The organism is Pseudomonas ogarae (assembly GCF_014268695.2).
Taxonomy (GTDB): domain Bacteria; phylum Pseudomonadota; class Gammaproteobacteria; order Pseudomonadales; family Pseudomonadaceae; genus Aquipseudomonas; species Aquipseudomonas kilonensis.
Map to the genome: position 1 here is coordinate 587,314 of NZ_CP077086.1, position 15,140 is coordinate 602,453.

A 15,140-nucleotide genomic window follows, 5' to 3' on the forward strand; every position below is an offset into this window, starting at 1 on the left:
GCCCGATGGGGGCGCGGGTTTTTTTGTGCCTGTTTATTGGCGTGACGGATACATTGGCATAGCTCTTGTATCTGTACTTCGGCAGTTCTGGGGAGAGAACTGAGTTGTTTTGTCATAAACCTTGGATAAATTGGCCGCTCATCAACCAGGAGAGGGCGCTGGAATGAATATGATAAGCGAGCGCACATGCCATCCCTTGGCCGTTAATGGTGAGTCGCTTCAAGCCTTGGCGCAGTGGTTGAAGTCCAACGGAACGCGTCAGATCAGAGAACCTGATCCGCGCCGGATGATCGTTGAGCGTTACCCCGCTGGCCTGTTCAGCGAGGCGGAGCTGGAAGCGTTGTGGGATGTGATGCAAGGATAGAATTCGACGGATTGATAAAAAGCGCTGGCCGGGATGGCAGCGCTTTTTTTGTGTCCGCCGGACTTGCGGGCTGATGCAACTCGTGTGGGAGCGGGCTTGCTCGCGAAAGCGGTGTGTCAGGCACCGCATATGTAGCTGACCCGACGCCTTCGCGAGCAAGCCCGCTCCCACAGGATCAGTGTTCACCATGGGTATTCGACCGATCCGCGAAACAGATTGAAAGCCATTCCAGCGTTTTTCCGCAGCGCTCCAGAGACTATCCTGCCGCCATCGAATCCTCGTGGCTAGCGGAGTCCCCATGACCACTCTTCATTATATTTACGATCCGCTGTGCGGCTGGTGTTACGGCGCCAAGCCGTTGGTGCAGGCCGCCCGGACCGTTTTACCGGTCATTGCCCATGGCGGCGGCATGATGACCGGTGCCAATCGCCAGCAGGTCTCGCCGCAGTTGCGCAATTACGTGATGCCCCACGACCGACGCATTGCCGAGCATTGCGGGCAACCATTTGGCGAGGCCTATTTCGAAGGTCTGCTGCGCGACCACAGCGCCGTGTTCGATTCTGCGCCGCCGACCGCCGCCATCCTCGCTGCCGAACAGCTCGGCGGCCACGGCCTGGAGTTGCTCGGGCGCCTGCAAACCGCACACTACGTCGAAGGCCGGCGCATCGCTGACGAAGCCGTCCTGCTGGAGCTCGCCCAAACCATCGGCCTGCCGGCCCAGGCGTTCCTGGCGGCATTGAGCACGGTTGATGTGCAAGGGCATATCAAGGCCAGTCGCACCCTGCTGGCCCAGGTCGGCGGCCAGGGTTTCCCAACCTTGGCCTTGGAACAGGATGGCCAGTTCACGCTGATCGACATCGGCCCCTGGTTCGGCAAGCCCGAGGCATTCGCCCAATGGCTGAGCCAAGCCCTGCCGGAGCAGGCCTCTGCACCCTCGGTGGCCTGCGGTCTGGACGGTTGTTCGTTTTGATCGATTCTTAGATGTTTTTCGCCTAATTACAGACGATTCACGAAATTGACACACCGTTGAGGGCGCGACTAGGATTCGTCCTACGCCTGTGGCTAACAGCCATGACTCTTAAATAATAAAAAGGCCCGACACGATCACTCGTGGGCGGGCCTTTTCATTATTTTCAGGAGCAAGAGTCCGAAAAAGAGCGCAAAAGCGCCATTTCGGTTGCCCGCCGCAGTGCGTATCAACCCGTACAAGGAAAATAATCATGTTGAACAAGCGCATTAGTTTGATCGCACTGGGGATCTTGAGCACGACACACGCCATGGCCAACGACCAGGCGCAGTCCAAAGGGTTCGTTGAAGACAGCAGCTTGAAAGTGCTGTTGCGCAACGCTTATATCAACCGCGACTACAAAGATGGCAACGAAGACAAGGCCGAGTGGGGCCAGGCGGCCATCGCTACCTTCTCGTCCGGTTTCACCCAGGGCACCGTGGGTGTAGGTGTGGATGCGTTCGGCCTGTACGCGCTGCGCCTGGACGGCGGTAAAGGCCGCAGCGGGGCGGGCGGCATCGACTTCTTCAAGCAAGGCGACAGCGGCAACGCCGCCGATGATCTGTCCAAGTTCGGGGCAGCGGTCAAGTTCCGCGTCTCCAATACCGTGCTGGCCTACGGTGACCAGATGCCGGCCCTGCCGGTGCTCAGCTATGACAACTCGCGCCTGCTGCCGGAAAGCTACACCGGCACGCTGATCACCTCCAAGGAGATCAAGGGCCTGGAACTCAATGCCGGCCGTTTCACCGCCGAATCGCGCAAGAGCGCCGAAGGCCGCGACAGCGGTGGCCTGAAGTCGATCAACGTCTTGGGCGGCAGCTATCAGTTCACCGAGCAGTTCAAGGCCTCGCTCTACGCCTCGGATGTCGAGGACGTATTGAAGAAGCAATACGTGAACGCCAACTACGTGTTCCCGCTGGCCAAGGATCAGTCCCTGACCCTGGACTTCAACGGCTATCGCACCAAGCTGGACAACAGCTACGTTCGTGAAAACAACGTCACTGGCGACGACAACAAGATCTGGAGCCTGGCTGCCACCTTCGCCACAGGGCCGCACAGCTTCACGCTCGCCCACCAGCGCAGCACCGGCGACAGCAACCTGGGTTATGCCTACGGCGGCTATCAGCGCGAGCAGAATCGGGTGGGTGATGGCGGTAACACGATCTACCTGGCCAACTCCTACTGGTCCGACTTCAACGCTGAAGACGAACGCAGCTGGCAGTTGGGCTATGGCCTGGACTTCACCACCTTCGGCGTACCGGGCCTGACCTATAACGTCGCTTATGTGCGTGGCGATAACATCACCACGTCCACCAGCGAAGGCGGTACCGAGCGCGAGATCTTCAACCAGTTCAAGTACGTGGTCCAGAGCGGCCCGGCCAAGGACTTGAGCGTAAGGTTGCGCAGCTCCGTGCTGCGGGTGTCGCAGAAGTCCAGCGAGTACAACGTCAGCGGCAATGAGCTGCGGGTGTTCGTGGATTACCCGATCAACGTCTTCTGATGCCTGATCAGGTTGTAAGTCTATAAAATCGTGGCGAGGGAGCAAGCTCCCTCGCCACGATTGATTCATGCCTGCCTGAAGTGAATAGCGTTGCGACCTCAAACTCGGGTCCTTTTGGCTTTCGGCGCAAAAAACACCGCTGTAACCGCCTGTATTCCCGAGCAAATGTCGTACTAATGCAACTTTACCCACCGTTTCAAGCGCCGCTTGAAATGCCTCAAATACTTTCTCATGGACGTAAATCCTGCACCTACTAGATTAGGCCGCTCAACGCAGCGGAGACCTATGAAAAATGATCGTTCTGAACAGGGAAGTGGGCGAAGCGCTAAGACGTGACAAATACGTCAACGTTCGCGGTGGGGACTTCAACCTCTACGGTCATTTCGGCGATTTTGTCCGGCTGACCAAAAGCTGGGAAAACATGGAGCCCGACAGCTACTACGGCCAGGCCGAGTCAGGCATGCGTTTTCGTCGCTACAGCGACTTCGAATACAACCCTACGACCCGTGAGCTCACGCAGCTCGAACACCGGGCCTACGTTCAGTCCAAGGCCAACAATAGCTATGTCGGCGGACTGGAGCGGCACTTCGAGGACTTTTCCAACGAAGTGATCAATTCGCCGGTAATGCGCAGCCTGATCGACACGGACTTCGAGGTTTACAAGAACGTCCTGCCGCAGGAATTGCACGATGAAATCTGGCAGTGCCAGATCCATCAGATCCGCATCGAGATCAAGCCGGGCAAACAACTGGAAATCACCCCCGAAGGGATTCACTGCGACGGCTATCCGTTCAGCGGCGTGCACTTCTGGGGCCGTCAGAATGTGGCAGGTGCGGAAAGCCGCTTGTACAGCGCCCAGGAAGAACAGCTGGCGGCGACGACCTACGAGGACATCCTCGACACGACGTTTTTCCTGGATCGCGACATGCGCCATTACGTGACCCCGGCGCGCAACACCCATAGCCATGACATGGCGTATCGGCAGATCCTGGCCATTTCCTTCTCGCGGCCCGGGACCGCTTTCGACATTGTTCGCTGAACGGCTCGAACCCATGGACGACTCGACGCAGCAGGTTCTGTTGCGCCGGGCCATGGTCCGGGACGCCGAGCGGCTGGAGCGGTTCTTTCGCGGTTTCGACGAGGTGTCGTTCTGCGAATGGCAGGACGCCCGATTCTTGCGCGGCGTGTTGTTGCAGGACACCACCACCGCGTACCTGGCCGTCGATGCGAGCGGTGAAGTGGTGGGCGCGGTGATCGGCGGCATGCTCGGTACCCGTGGCACGATCAATCACCTGGCGGTCAGCCCGCAGCATCGCACCAAAGGCCTGGGCCAGCGCCTGGTCGAAGCCGCATCGGCTGACATGAAGCGGGTCGGCGTGCTGCGCATGTTCCTTTTCGTCGACGATGCTAATCTGGCCGGCAAGCGTTTCTGGGCCGCCCAGGGGTTCTGTGAGCCCCGGGGTGAAATCACCTTCGAGAGGGATTTATGAACAAGACTTCCAGCCAGCCGCTGGCGGTCGAACCACAAGCCTCGCGTACCTTTGCTGAAGCCAGTCCGGTGGTAGCGGGTTATTTCACGGTTTCGTTTGTGTTCGGTCTGATGGCGGTCAACGCCGGGCTGCCCCTGTGGTTGCCGGTGGCGATGTGCCTGTTCGTTTACGCGGGCGCTTCGCAATTCGCCGCGCTGGCGTTGATTTCCAGCGGTGCGTCGCTGACCACCATCGTGCTCACCACGTTCCTGATCAATGCCCGGCACATGCTGATGTCGGTCTACATGGCCAAGGCCCTGCGTGCGCTGGGGCTCAGCCGTTTCGAGCGCTGGTGCTACGCGGCGGGGCTGACGGACGAGTCGTTCGCGTTCCACAGTGTCAAGCTCGGCAGCGGGGCGCCGGTGAGCGTGCGCTACCTGGTCGGCTTCAACCTGTTCTGCCACACATCCTGGGTGCTCGGTGGCTTGCTCGGCGCCGTGTGCGCGCAATACGCGGCGCACCTCATCAAATACCAGCTCGACTATGCCCTGACCGCGATGATGCTCTATGTGCTGGTTTCGTTGTGCAACACCCGCAACAAACTGATCGCGGCCCTGGCGGCTGTCGTCTGCATGGGCGGGCTGAGCCTGCTGGGCAGCTCGCCATTCAATGTCTTCATTGCCACGTTCGTTGGCTGCGGGGTGGGCGTATGCCTGACCAAACGTTCCTGATCCTGGTCGTGGCCCTGATGATGGCCGTGACCTTCCTGCCGCGCGCCCTGCCGTTGCAGATCAATACCGAACACTGGCCGCCCTTCGTCGCCCGTGCCTTGGAATACCTGCCAGTGGCGATCGTCGCTGCCATCAGCCTGACCCCCTTGCTGATCAAGGATCAGCAGATACAACTTGATCGCCCTGAATTCTATGCCGCGATACCGACGCTGTTATGTGCGTATTTCAGCCGCAACCTGTTTCTCAGTGTGGCGGTGGGCACGGCGGCGTACATCGCGCTCGGTTCGTTCCTGTAGCGTCAGGTCCACCACATCGTGCAGCGCCTGGCCGGACAGCTCCGAATTGTTCACCGCCAGGCGGACCTCAAGGAAGTCTTCGAAGTCCGGGAAAATCGCCAGGCCGTTGCGCAACGCCGCTTCCCGGGATACCAGCCCCAGGCCATCGAGTTGCGTGATCAACGACAACGTCAGCGTTTCACTGCAGGAATACACCATTCGCTGGCTCGACCCATATTCGCCCAGGCCTGCATCGAGAAAGCGCAGGAAACTGTGGGAATACGGACATTCTTCTGCCGGACGCACCTGAAACTTGTCACCGAGCATGCCAATGGAATCGTCTGCGTCGCCACAATGGGCACCGACCACCCGCACCTGCACATCCGGCATGGTGATGCTGGTAAAACCGCCCTGCGGCTGCCCGATCAGGATCGCCAGGTCGAAATCTTCGTTCCTGAGCTTGCTCAGGTTCTCCATCGACTCGGCGTAGCTGAATTCCAGCTGATACTGGGGGAACACAGCGATCAACCGGTCGATCATCCGCCGGTTGAATTCCGCCGGCAGGGTGGTATTGAGTGCCACTCTGAGGGTGCGCTGTCGCGGCGTCTTGAGCGCCGCGACTTTCTCCTCCAACTGCCGGGTGGCAACCAACACCTGATCCATGAAGGGGGTCAGTTCCGAGCCTTGGCTCGTCAACGTCAGGCCCTTGTTCGAGCGCCGGAACAACCGGAAACCGAACTGTTCCTCAACCTTGTTCAACTGCGCCGCCAACGCCTGCACCGTGAGGCACGAGTGCTCGGCCGCTGCCGACAACGAGCCGGTCTGCACGATACGCATGAGGTTGCGTAGGGTTCTGCTATCCATGAGGTAATGCCCTCTGCTTAAGTGGGCTCGCTATTGTTGTGCACCTGGTCCGGGCCAGGCAGTGCATGCTGGCTATCATCATGCACCTTGCCACGATTGTCGCGATTTTGTGCCGAAAAACGCTGGGAGGCGATGGTTGGAGCTTATGCGGAATTTGGGGATTTTGCCCAGTCGGTGCTGGCCGGGATCAATTAGCAGGGTCGTAGGTGGACTGTCTTGCGAAAAATCCTGCGTGAGTCTCGGAACACTCCCAACATCATGGCTGATCGCTCTGATATCCGTCCTTGGAAACTCAGGTTGAAATACGCCCCTTAATACAGGCGATGCCAAACCTGCCGTTATCCATGCAAGGCCGCTTATCCACCTGACGTTGACCCATGGCGGCAGTCCCACCACAATGTTTTTGAGGTAGCGCCAATGTAGCTACAAATTTAGCGATGAGGTTTATTTCATGGGTGCATTATTAAAAACCACCGACGTGCGTTGCCGCATTGATGAGGACTTGAAGGCTCGTGCCACCGAGGTTTTGAACGCCTGCGGATTGAGTGTTAGCGACGCGATGCGTCTTTTCCTGCGCCAGGTTGTTGAGACTCAGGGGCTTCCATTCGAGATACGAGTGCCTTCGGACAAGACCGCCCGGGCCATGATTGAGGCACGGGATATCCGTCAACGATTCAACTCGATAGACGACATGCTGAGAGAGGCTGATGGCGAAACCGGGAGAAAAGCAAAAACGCGCTGAATTGCCGAAGCAATGTGCATATACGTCTGAATTCAAAAAGTCCTGGGAGCGTTACAAACGGGCAGGGCGGCGCGATATGAATGAAGTGCGTCATGTGATGGTCATGCTTTTTTTGGGTGAGCAGCTACCGAGCGAATACATGGATCATGCCTTGACTGGTAACTGGGTTGGATTTCGAGAGTGCCATATTGGCGGTGACTTTCTGTTGATTTATGAGCATTCACGCCCGGATCTGGTTACGTTTGTTGACTTGGGAAGTCATGCCGAATTGTTCAAATAGGGGATCTGTTGAGTCCACTTGCGAATAAAAACTTAAAAATAATCCATATATGTACTATCCTCTAAGCACCACCCCGCGACAAAGGAGCCCAAACCCATGGCGACTTCCTCCATCACGCTCAACGCACAGCAACAACTGGACTCCCCGGACGCGGGTCGAGTCGCGTTGAAGTTTTTCTTCAACCTCATGGCGCTCTGGGGCTGCAGCGTCGAGCAGCAGCGAACATTGCTGGGCAAGGTGGGGAACACGACCTTCTACAAATACAAACAGTTGCCGGAAAACGTGAAGCTGCCTCGCGATACGCTCGAGCGCATTTCCTACCTCATGGGTATCCACAAGGCGCTGAGCATCATCTTCAGCAACAGCCGGGACCGTGCCTATCAATGGGTCAGCAGCCCGAACACCGCGGCACCGTTCAACGGCCAGTCGGCGCTGTCCTACATGTTGACGGGGCGGGTGGTGGACATCGCCGATGTGCGGCGATACCTCGACGGAGTACGCGGTTGATGGTGCCACCACTGGCGGACCCGCAATGGAAACGGGCCTATCGGATCGTCAACAGCAGCTTCCCGCCGATTTCGCTGTTTGAAGACGTACTCGACCCGGAAGACCTGCCCACGGCCTACGCCCTGGAAGCGCTGACCAACGATCGGCTGATGGAACAAGCCGGCGTGCTGTCCCGGGTACGCCCCGAAGACCGCATTTCCGGGCCCGGCTCCTCGCCGGTGATGGCGGCGTTTACCCACATCGGCAAAAGCAGCCGCTTCAGCGACGGCACCTTCGGTGTCTACTACGCGGCCAGCAGCCAGGAAGCCGCCATCGCCGAGACCTGCTATCACCAGGCGCGATTCCTTGGCGCGACCAACGAGCCGGACCTGGAGTTGACCATGCGCACCTACGTCAACAAGGTCGTCAAACCCCTGCACGACATCCGCCACGACCACCCCCACCTCCACAACCCGGACCCCACCGCCTACGGCCCATCCCAAGTGTTCGCCCGACAACTGCGTGAAACCTTGTCGTGGGGGCTGCTGTACAACAGCGTCCGCCTGCCCGGCCACGAATGCGTGGCCGCGTTTCGCCCGCCGGCGGTTTCGATTCCGACGCAGGGCAAGCATATTCGGTATGTCTGGAGTGCCCAGAAGCGGGAGATTTCGTTTGTGTTCGAGGTGACTCAGGTGTGAGTTGGAATAGAAAAGCACCTGACAGAATCAGCAACACTGCTTACAGGGAGTGAAATAAATTCGTGGCGAGGGAGCTTGCTCCCGCTGGGCTGCACAGCAGCCCCCGTTTGTGAGTCAACTTGCCGCGATCAACGCTTGTTCTTCCAGCCATATTTCCTGAACGAACGGATCTGTAATCGCGTAGATCCCATGTCCGCGTCGCATGATGATATTTTCGGCCACCAAGGCAATTACCACGGGTTGAATTTCTTCTATACGAACATCGCGACCCACGGCTTTTGAGTATTCTGCTGCCGCGTCAACGGAAAAAATGCCGCGAGCATCACCTGCTGTCGAGGCGATTTTATTGAAGATGGCTTGAGCCAGACTGCCCAGTTGCTCAACCTTCTCGAGCTCTATGTTGGCCGCGGCGGAGCGCAGCGTACTGGCGATGACAGGCAAGAACAGGTCTGGATTACCCTCTTGTTGCAAGACTTGCCTAAGGGCCTTAAGCATTTCTTCCGGGCGGTTGCCAAGTGTATTGAACGCTTCCGTTGCGACTTCAAGCGACGGCAGTTTGTGCTGGCTGACAGTCATTGCCAGGCGGTTCAGCAGGTACTCGACATAATCGCCCTTCAAGACGGGGTACGCCGTGGAAGTAGCGCCGGAAAAAGCCTGGTTACGTTTTGCTGTGAGTTCGCTGACCTGTGCGCGGTGAGAGCCGGTGCCGATGAACAGAAAGTAGCCCGGGGTATCGGGACGAGGGTTGATGGCGTCACGAGCGGCTTTCAACGCGAGCAACATCTGGTTGCCGTCTTCAGAGGCGATGGCGTGTTGTACCTCGTCGACGATAAGCACTAAATCAGTTTTGGCTTGATCGACAACTTCGGTGAACGCTTGCGCGAGCGTCGTGCCTCCAACATCGCCGACGCCTTCAAGTTTGAACCCGAACTTGAATCCTGCCGCACCGACATCGACGCCGCCGACCCGCTTGAGTTTTTCAAGCAGGCCAGAAGTGGGTGTCTGTAACTCCTGTAGCGTTTTACGAATGGCGTCGTGCAGTAAGGTGGCCGGGTTGGCGAGGGTATCGCTCCAGAGGTCCACGTAAATGACCAGCGCACCCTCTTTTTCCAGTGCTGGGATCAGGTCACTCCGCAAAAAAGTCGTTTTGCCGGTTCTGCGCAGCCCGGATAGAAACAGACCTGAGCGCAAGCCTTCGTCAAGAACCCCCGGATTGAGAAGCTGATTGGCCATGCTTTCAGCCAGTTCAGGGCGCTGGAAAATGCTGCTCATGCAATTATCCTGTTTTATGGATTAGCCATAATTATTGCTGAGCCATAATTTAGCATAAGATTTTGCGCAGGCTGAAAGCGAAACGTTTACTTGCTAATCGTGGGGACTGAAGGGCTGCAGAGCAGCCCAGCGGGAGCAAGCTCCCTCGCCACCGATTGATCAAATCTTGAACTGCTGCACCGAAGCCTGCATCGATCCCGCCGCATCGTTCAATTGATCCGCTGTTTGCGTCAGGGTGTGAATCGAGCGGGTGTTCTCGCGGGACTGCTCGGCAATCGACTCCACTCGCTGGGCCATCTCATCACTGGCTTTGGATTGCTCGGCAATGGTCTGGGAAATTTCCTCCACCACTTCGGCCGCATGCCGGGCACCGGTGCGAATTTCGCTGATGGACACCCCGGCCTGCTGGGCGAGGTTGACGCCTTCGTCCACGCGGCTGACGCAAGCCTGCATGTTCGCCACCGCGTCCCGTGCGCTGGACTGGATGCGCTCGATCATCGCGGTGATTTCCTGGGTGGACTGGGTGGTGCGCGCCGCCAGGTTGCGCACCTCATCGGCCACCACCGCAAAACCACGCCCCGCCTCACCGGCGCGGGCGGCTTCGATGGCGGCGTTGAGCGCCAGCAAGTTGGTCTGTTCGGCGATGCTCTTGATCACCTGGATGATGGAATGAATGTCCTCGGAAGACGCGTCCAGCGCCGTGATCTTGCTGGACGATTGGTTGACCACCTCGGCGATCCGGTTCATGCCTTCCACCACCCCGAGAATCACCTGGCCACCGCTGCTCGCCAAATGCTCGGACTGCGCCGAAATCGTCCGGGCGCTGTCGGCGTGCTGATGGATCTGGCTGATATTCGCCATCATCTGCTCCATGCTCGCCGCCATGCTGGTCGCGCTCTGGGCCTGCTGGTCGGCGCTGGACACAATCTGCCGCGCCGTATCGCCCAAATTCCGGGACGTGCCGTGCAACTCATCGCTCTGGCCGCGGATCGTAGCGATCATCTGCCGCAGATTGGTCTGCATCTGCTCGATCACACCTTGCAACTGACCCAGCTCATCCTTGCTCTGAGCCCCCATCGAGCGTTGCAGATCCCCTTGGGAAATCGCCTGGGTATTGAGGATGATCTTGTTCAGCGGCGTCAGGACCGCCTTGAGCAGGCTCCACGACAACAGCGCCAGCGCCACACACGTGGCCAGCAACGTCACGATCAGCCAGCGCTCCGAGGTGTGAATGCTGCGGTCCTGATGCTCGCGCGATGACTGCGCCTGGTTCTCGATCAGTTCGCTCACCGCCTCGTTGCGCTCCTCCAACGCCGAAAACGCCCCATCGAACTCCGCCCGCAACGCCTGGCCATCCTGGGCACCGTTCAGGGCCTTGCCGATGACTTGCTTGGCTTTATCGATGTAGGTTTCGACCTGTGGCTTGAGCTCGACAATCGCCTTGGCGACATCCCCCGGCAACTTCGCCTCGGCATTTTCGGCGATGACCTTGCGCATCCGCTGCGTATGCTCATCGAACGCCTCCAGCACCTCCTTCGCCCCCTGGGCATCCCCCGGCTTCACCAGCAGAGCGGCGAGCACATCGGCACGAATGGCGTCGTGCATCATGTCCGCCTCCATGTGCTTGCGCATGGCCGAAATACTTGTCTCGTTCTGCACCAGGGCCTCGGTCATGGAGTGATAACCCCACAGCCCGATACCGCCGAGCAGCAACGCAAAAGAAAGACTGACCAACCCCGAGCCTATGACCTTGGTGCGGATCTTCATCGCTTACTGCTCCTGGAGCGGGGAATTCTGGGAAAGTGTAGTCGAGCGCCAGCAGAGCCTTGGAGGCAGGCCAAGCTCTTATTCGAGGCTATCGGCGAGGGAACTGATTAGATGAATACGCCGCAAATTGTTTGGGCCAGGGACAGGGTGAACCTGTGGCGAGGGAGCTTGCTCCCGCTGGGCTGCGAAGCAGCCCTTCTTTAATCCGCTCCTGCAAAAATCCAATGCTGCCCCGCTCGTGAGCAGCATTGCGCCAACGCCGGTTAAGCAGGATTACTCCCCGGCGCCTCCAGCACCTTCACCACGTCGTCGATGACGGCCTTGCTCATATCCTGCAAATAACACGACGCCCAGGCATACCGATCCGTACTGCGAATCATCGCCGCGTCCTCGGCTAGGACCTTGGCAATGTGGAGCAGGTCGGAAGCGTGGGACAGGGCTTCGCCGATGGGGATGCCGCTGTTGACGCGGAATAGCGGGCGGTCGGAGTGGTAGGAGAAGGGGGTTAGGCCTGGGGTTTTGAGGTCTCTGGGATGGGTCATTGCGCACCTCCGCTTGCCAATTGGCGGCGGGTGGTGACTAGCAAAGCGGTAAAGCGAGGCTGCAGCAGATCCATGGCATGCATCGATAAACTCCCATATCAAGTGAGAGCTGCCACGTTCGTTCTCAGGCGAATGGGTGGCAGCTGTGCGCAGGCTGAGAAACCGGAGATACAGGAACCCGGCAGACCCGAAGGTCTCCCACGCACAGCCGCCATTGCACGGAATGCGGACATAAAAAAACGCCGCAAAACGTGGTTCGGGCGCTGTAGCGCCTGCATCTTACTCGGGTTCTCAGGCCCGGTCGCTGAATTGGCAGCGACGGTTGGAGAGTAGCGGGCGATTGGGTAGGGTGCAATCGTGGCGCGATGCTGGCGGGGGAGGTTTAGGTGATTTTATGGATGGGCCATAATTCGCGTGTTGGCCGATGTAGCCGACTATACGACGCGCGCGAAGACAAGCGTCTGGAGGAAATTCCTATGGATGATGAACACGAGCAATTTCAGCAGGACGTGCTCGCGTCCGCGCATCAAATGACATCGGGAGAAACCTTGCAGGTTGTGCCCAACCAGGGCCAGTTGCCTTCCATGGCAGTCCTGATGGGCGAGGATGATGTGGTCTTGATCCATAAGGCGCGAGAGCGGCTTGCTGCTCCCCAACGAGTTAAGGTTTCAATGGATGATCTATAGCCTTGAGTTCGATGGGCAGGCAGAAATGACGCAGTTGCAGTCGGAAGGATACCTTCGAGATCGTGAAGGTGGTGCTTGCTCAGGCCGTTGCAACTCCCCAATCAAGCATTGAAAAGGGGGCCGGCCCGGAAAACTTTAGTGAAACATCCTAAAGACGCCCTTCCAAATCTTTGGTTGGACGCTTGACGGTAAGATGCTCAGCAAACGTTCCCCATTGAGGTTGTCATGGCCGAAATATCTTTGATTCTGCCGGAATACCTTTCTAACTCTCTCACTGACCTGCCCAGGCCGAATGGACTCGGCGATGCCATTCCGCGCGACTGCAGCGAGTACGAGAGGGCGCTGATTGCACAGATTGAAATGGTGGTAGGCGAGGCCGATCAAGGGAAATCTGTCTCCGACAATTTGGTGGCAGAGATCCGTGCCCAGCGCTGGGGGAATATGACATGAGCTAGCGCTATAGGGGATGAAGTGCATCAGGCTCAACGGCGATTCCACCAATGCTCAGAAACAACCAAGGCCCGTATTTCTTTGCGGGTTTCGTTTTGTATGGTGCGGCACCAGACGAATGGTTGTGGTCGACGGGGCTAGATTTTCTGCGGGACTGGAGTTCGGTGGAAAGTTTGGCGTACTTCATCGGTAACTATAACTAAATCAGCTATTTATGACGTTTAGCGAATCGAACCGGGAGGGATTCGTATTGCGCCATCAAATTGCTGAACTTTAGTCTCTTAGAGAACTCCCCTACACCACTCGATAATGGCAGAATCCGTGATTTTGATGATTCTTCTAGTGATTGAAGGTAGCCGCCTTGGCTGGGTATCAGTTGGAGTTTAAAGTGGATTGTGCTGGCGACTTGCTAGCCTAAACAGGTGAGAAAACATGGAGCGTTATAAAAATCTCAGTGGTCAGTCCAATGTGGTGGCATATGAACTGGGCCAAGGGGTGATTACCGTACAGTTTGCCTCAGGGCCTATAGAACCTAAGTGTATGACTCCAACCGCCCCGGCCTAGGGGTGGTCGCGGAGTTGCAGCGACTTGCAGTGGCAGGCCGAGGACTCAACAGCTATATCTCAAGCGTGGTTAAGTCTAATTTTTCTCATAACTACTAACCCGTATCACTAAGAGAAGGTAGCGGGTAACCGCTACCATTCTGATCAGATTATGAGAAGGTCGTAGGGTCGATGGGGAAGTGCATCGTTATGGAATCGATGGGACAGACCACGATTTTTGGCTGGAATAATCAAACAGAAATTGTCCGTAGTCTGTTTCTAGCTTCCTTACGCTAGGCGCCATTGCTGTTGATCTTTCCAACTATTTGGAAATCCCATGACTCTCAAATAATCCACTTCCTGCTGATCCATGATTTCGGCCAGGCGAAGCTTCCACTGGCTGTCTGGGCTGACCAAGTCGGTTAGGTAGGCGAGCATCGTCAATACAACGTATAGCCGCTGTTTGGGCTGCGGCCGGTCGGCGGGAGCCGTTGGGATGGCCCATTCTTTAGGCAAGGATGGTCGTATCGAGAGCTCTCGGTTCCATAGCCGTGAGTGGTGGGCACAGCAGTTGCGAATGAAGGTCAGCGTGTGTAGCCAGGAGGCCAGTACTTCGAAGGGCAGGCTGAATCGGTTGGCGATCGCTTTCTTGTCGGCGCTTTTGCCTATGGCATTGAAGAGAGTAGATACCGTCCCAAGGCTGAGTTCTTCCAGGACTGCCCAAGCGGGCGGCAGCTCAGGGTGGGCATAGGTTGCACCGTAGTAGCGGAAATAGTTGTCACGCATGCGGTTTTCGATCCGCTGTTGCTGGAGCCCATCGGCTTGTCGGCCCTTTTTGATGCGGTCGATATCACGTCTGAGTTTGCTGCGCTCCTTACTCATTTGCTCCCGCAACGGACGCAACAGATCGGGGTGAGAGTATGACGAGGAGAAAACTGACGCGTCAGCTATCCAGTCAGGCCCGTATTTTGGACACATATGATTGCTGATGGTCGCTCGTATGGCGACTTCGACACGTTCGATGGCGTCCATGGTGATGCGCCGCAACGAACCATCGAAGCGGTAGATGTCGACGATTACCTTCAGTGTGCTGCCGGGCTTGAAAGTGTGTTCAGGGTCTGGCTCCTGAAAGGGGCGCATGTAGGGACTCAGGCGAAACAGCGTGACCACTTCGAGAAAACGCATGGCCCGATCATCGTTGGCGATGTGCAAGCCTCGTTGCTTTAGCAGTTCCAATTGCTGTTCTACGCTGAGAGCCGGTTTGTCGAAGGGCCTCATGTAGTTTTCTCCAGGCAAAAAAAACCCGCACGATTTGAGCTTGCTGACTGGGTCAACCTAGGCTTGGCGGGTGTGTTGGGGTGCATTATAGGTAGGTGTAAGAGACCGTCAACGTTGCACTGACGTGAAATTGTAACGAGCAGGCGCGCGAGCAAAGTTTGTTCTGTCGATGCTGATAAGGCGGCGC

General features: G+C 57.5%; 18 protein-coding genes. 13 read left to right on the forward strand and 5 right to left on the reverse strand.

Annotation, left to right across the window (positions count from 1 at the left end; genetic code table 11):
• Nucleotides 1-163: 163 nt before the first annotated feature.
• From HU749_RS02490 to HU749_RS02520, 7 genes are all read left to right on the forward strand, one after another.
• The gene (locus tag HU749_RS02490) at nt 164-364 is read left to right on the forward strand and encodes a hypothetical protein (protein WP_041475659.1); all 201 of its coding nucleotides are present in this window, start codon (nt 164-166) and stop codon (nt 362-364) included.
• A gap of 298 nt (nt 365-662) precedes the next feature.
• Nucleotides 663-1,334 (forward strand): DsbA family protein, encoded by a 672-nt coding sequence (locus HU749_RS02495; RefSeq protein ID WP_095974102.1) that lies wholly within the window; start codon nt 663-665, stop codon nt 1,332-1,334.
• Nucleotides 1,335-1,584: 250 nt separating this feature from the next.
• On the forward strand, nt 1,585-2,871 hold the full coding sequence (locus tag HU749_RS02500) for an OprD family porin (protein ID WP_095962990.1): 1,287 nt from the start codon (nt 1,585-1,587) through the stop codon (nt 2,869-2,871).
• 292 nt (nt 2,872-3,163) lie between these two features.
• The gene (locus HU749_RS02505; RefSeq protein WP_014336066.1) at nt 3,164-3,910 is read left to right on the forward strand and encodes a 2OG-Fe dioxygenase family protein; all 747 of its coding nucleotides are present in this window, start codon (nt 3,164-3,166) and stop codon (nt 3,908-3,910) included.
• A gap of 13 nt (nt 3,911-3,923) precedes the next feature.
• Nucleotides 3,924-4,361, forward strand: coding sequence for a GNAT family N-acetyltransferase (locus HU749_RS02510; RefSeq protein WP_186651425.1), 438 nt, complete (start codon nt 3,924-3,926; stop codon nt 4,359-4,361).
• Complete coding sequence (locus HU749_RS02515) at nt 4,358-5,071, forward strand: AzlC family ABC transporter permease (RefSeq protein WP_003196767.1); 714 nt, start codon at nt 4,358-4,360, stop codon at nt 5,069-5,071. Before HU749_RS02510 ends, HU749_RS02515 begins: the two co-directional genes overlap by 4 nt.
• The gene (locus tag HU749_RS02520; protein WP_018606370.1) at nt 5,050-5,367 is read left to right on the forward strand and encodes an AzlD domain-containing protein; all 318 of its coding nucleotides are present in this window, start codon (nt 5,050-5,052) and stop codon (nt 5,365-5,367) included. Before HU749_RS02515 ends, HU749_RS02520 begins: the two co-directional genes overlap by 22 nt.
• Here HU749_RS02520 and HU749_RS02525 read toward each other — a convergent pair.
• Nucleotides 5,284-6,210 carry a LysR family transcriptional regulator gene (locus HU749_RS02525; RefSeq protein ID WP_046064064.1) on the reverse strand — a complete coding sequence of 309 codons (927 nt, stop codon included), beginning with the start codon at nt 6,208-6,210 and terminating at the stop codon, nt 5,284-5,286. The genes HU749_RS02520 and HU749_RS02525 overlap by 84 nt on opposite strands.
• 451 nt (nt 6,211-6,661) lie before the next feature.
• On the opposite strand from HU749_RS02525, the gene HU749_RS02530 reads away from it, so the two are divergent.
• The 4 genes from HU749_RS02530 (at nt 6,662) to HU749_RS02545 (ending at nt 8,416) form a co-directional block, all read left to right on the forward strand.
• Nucleotides 6,662-6,952 carry a type II toxin-antitoxin system RelB/DinJ family antitoxin gene (locus HU749_RS02530; RefSeq protein WP_041475661.1) on the forward strand — a complete coding sequence of 97 codons (291 nt, stop codon included), beginning with the start codon at nt 6,662-6,664 and terminating at the stop codon, nt 6,950-6,952.
• The gene (locus tag HU749_RS02535) at nt 6,918-7,232 is read left to right on the forward strand and encodes a type II toxin-antitoxin system YafQ family toxin (protein ID WP_041475662.1); all 315 of its coding nucleotides are present in this window, start codon (nt 6,918-6,920) and stop codon (nt 7,230-7,232) included. Before HU749_RS02530 ends, HU749_RS02535 begins: the two co-directional genes overlap by 35 nt.
• Before the next feature lie 96 nt (nt 7,233-7,328).
• Entirely contained in the window at nt 7,329-7,739 is a 411-nt protein-coding gene (locus HU749_RS02540; RefSeq protein WP_003196771.1) for an MbcA/ParS/Xre antitoxin family protein, read from the forward strand.
• Nucleotides 7,739-8,416 (forward strand): RES family NAD+ phosphorylase, encoded by a 678-nt coding sequence (locus HU749_RS02545; protein ID WP_018606363.1) that lies wholly within the window; start codon nt 7,739-7,741, stop codon nt 8,414-8,416. The genes HU749_RS02540 and HU749_RS02545 overlap by 1 nt, the downstream gene beginning before the upstream one ends.
• A 114-nt stretch (nt 8,417-8,530) precedes the next feature.
• Here HU749_RS02545 and HU749_RS02550 read toward each other — a convergent pair whose 3' ends face one another.
• From HU749_RS02550 to HU749_RS02560, 3 genes are all read right to left on the reverse strand, one after another.
• Nucleotides 8,531-9,688, reverse strand: a complete 1,158-nt coding sequence (locus HU749_RS02550; RefSeq protein ID WP_014336073.1) for an AAA family ATPase — start codon at nt 9,686-9,688, stop codon at nt 8,531-8,533.
• Between the two features lie 159 nt (nt 9,689-9,847).
• Nucleotides 9,848-11,455, reverse strand: a complete 1,608-nt coding sequence (locus tag HU749_RS02555) for a methyl-accepting chemotaxis protein (RefSeq protein WP_095962987.1) — start codon at nt 11,453-11,455, stop codon at nt 9,848-9,850.
• A gap of 263 nt (nt 11,456-11,718) precedes the next feature.
• Nucleotides 11,719-11,997 (reverse strand): DUF3077 domain-containing protein, encoded by a 279-nt coding sequence (locus HU749_RS02560; protein WP_186651423.1) that lies wholly within the window; start codon nt 11,995-11,997, stop codon nt 11,719-11,721.
• 476 nt (nt 11,998-12,473) lie between these two features.
• Here HU749_RS02560 and HU749_RS02565 point away from each other — a divergent pair, with 476 nt between their 5' ends.
• Nucleotides 12,474-12,683 (forward strand): hypothetical protein, encoded by a 210-nt coding sequence (locus HU749_RS02565; protein WP_052719950.1) that lies wholly within the window; start codon nt 12,474-12,476, stop codon nt 12,681-12,683.
• Between the two features lie 225 nt (nt 12,684-12,908).
• Complete coding sequence (locus HU749_RS02570; protein WP_186651421.1) at nt 12,909-13,133, forward strand: CopG family transcriptional regulator; 225 nt, start codon at nt 12,909-12,911, stop codon at nt 13,131-13,133.
• An 830-nt stretch (nt 13,134-13,963) separates the two neighbouring features.
• Here the strand turns inward: HU749_RS02570 and HU749_RS02575 are convergent.
• Entirely contained in the window at nt 13,964-14,953 is a 990-nt protein-coding gene (locus tag HU749_RS02575) for an Abi family protein (protein WP_186651419.1), read from the reverse strand.
• Nucleotides 14,954-15,140: the final 187 nt, after the last annotated feature.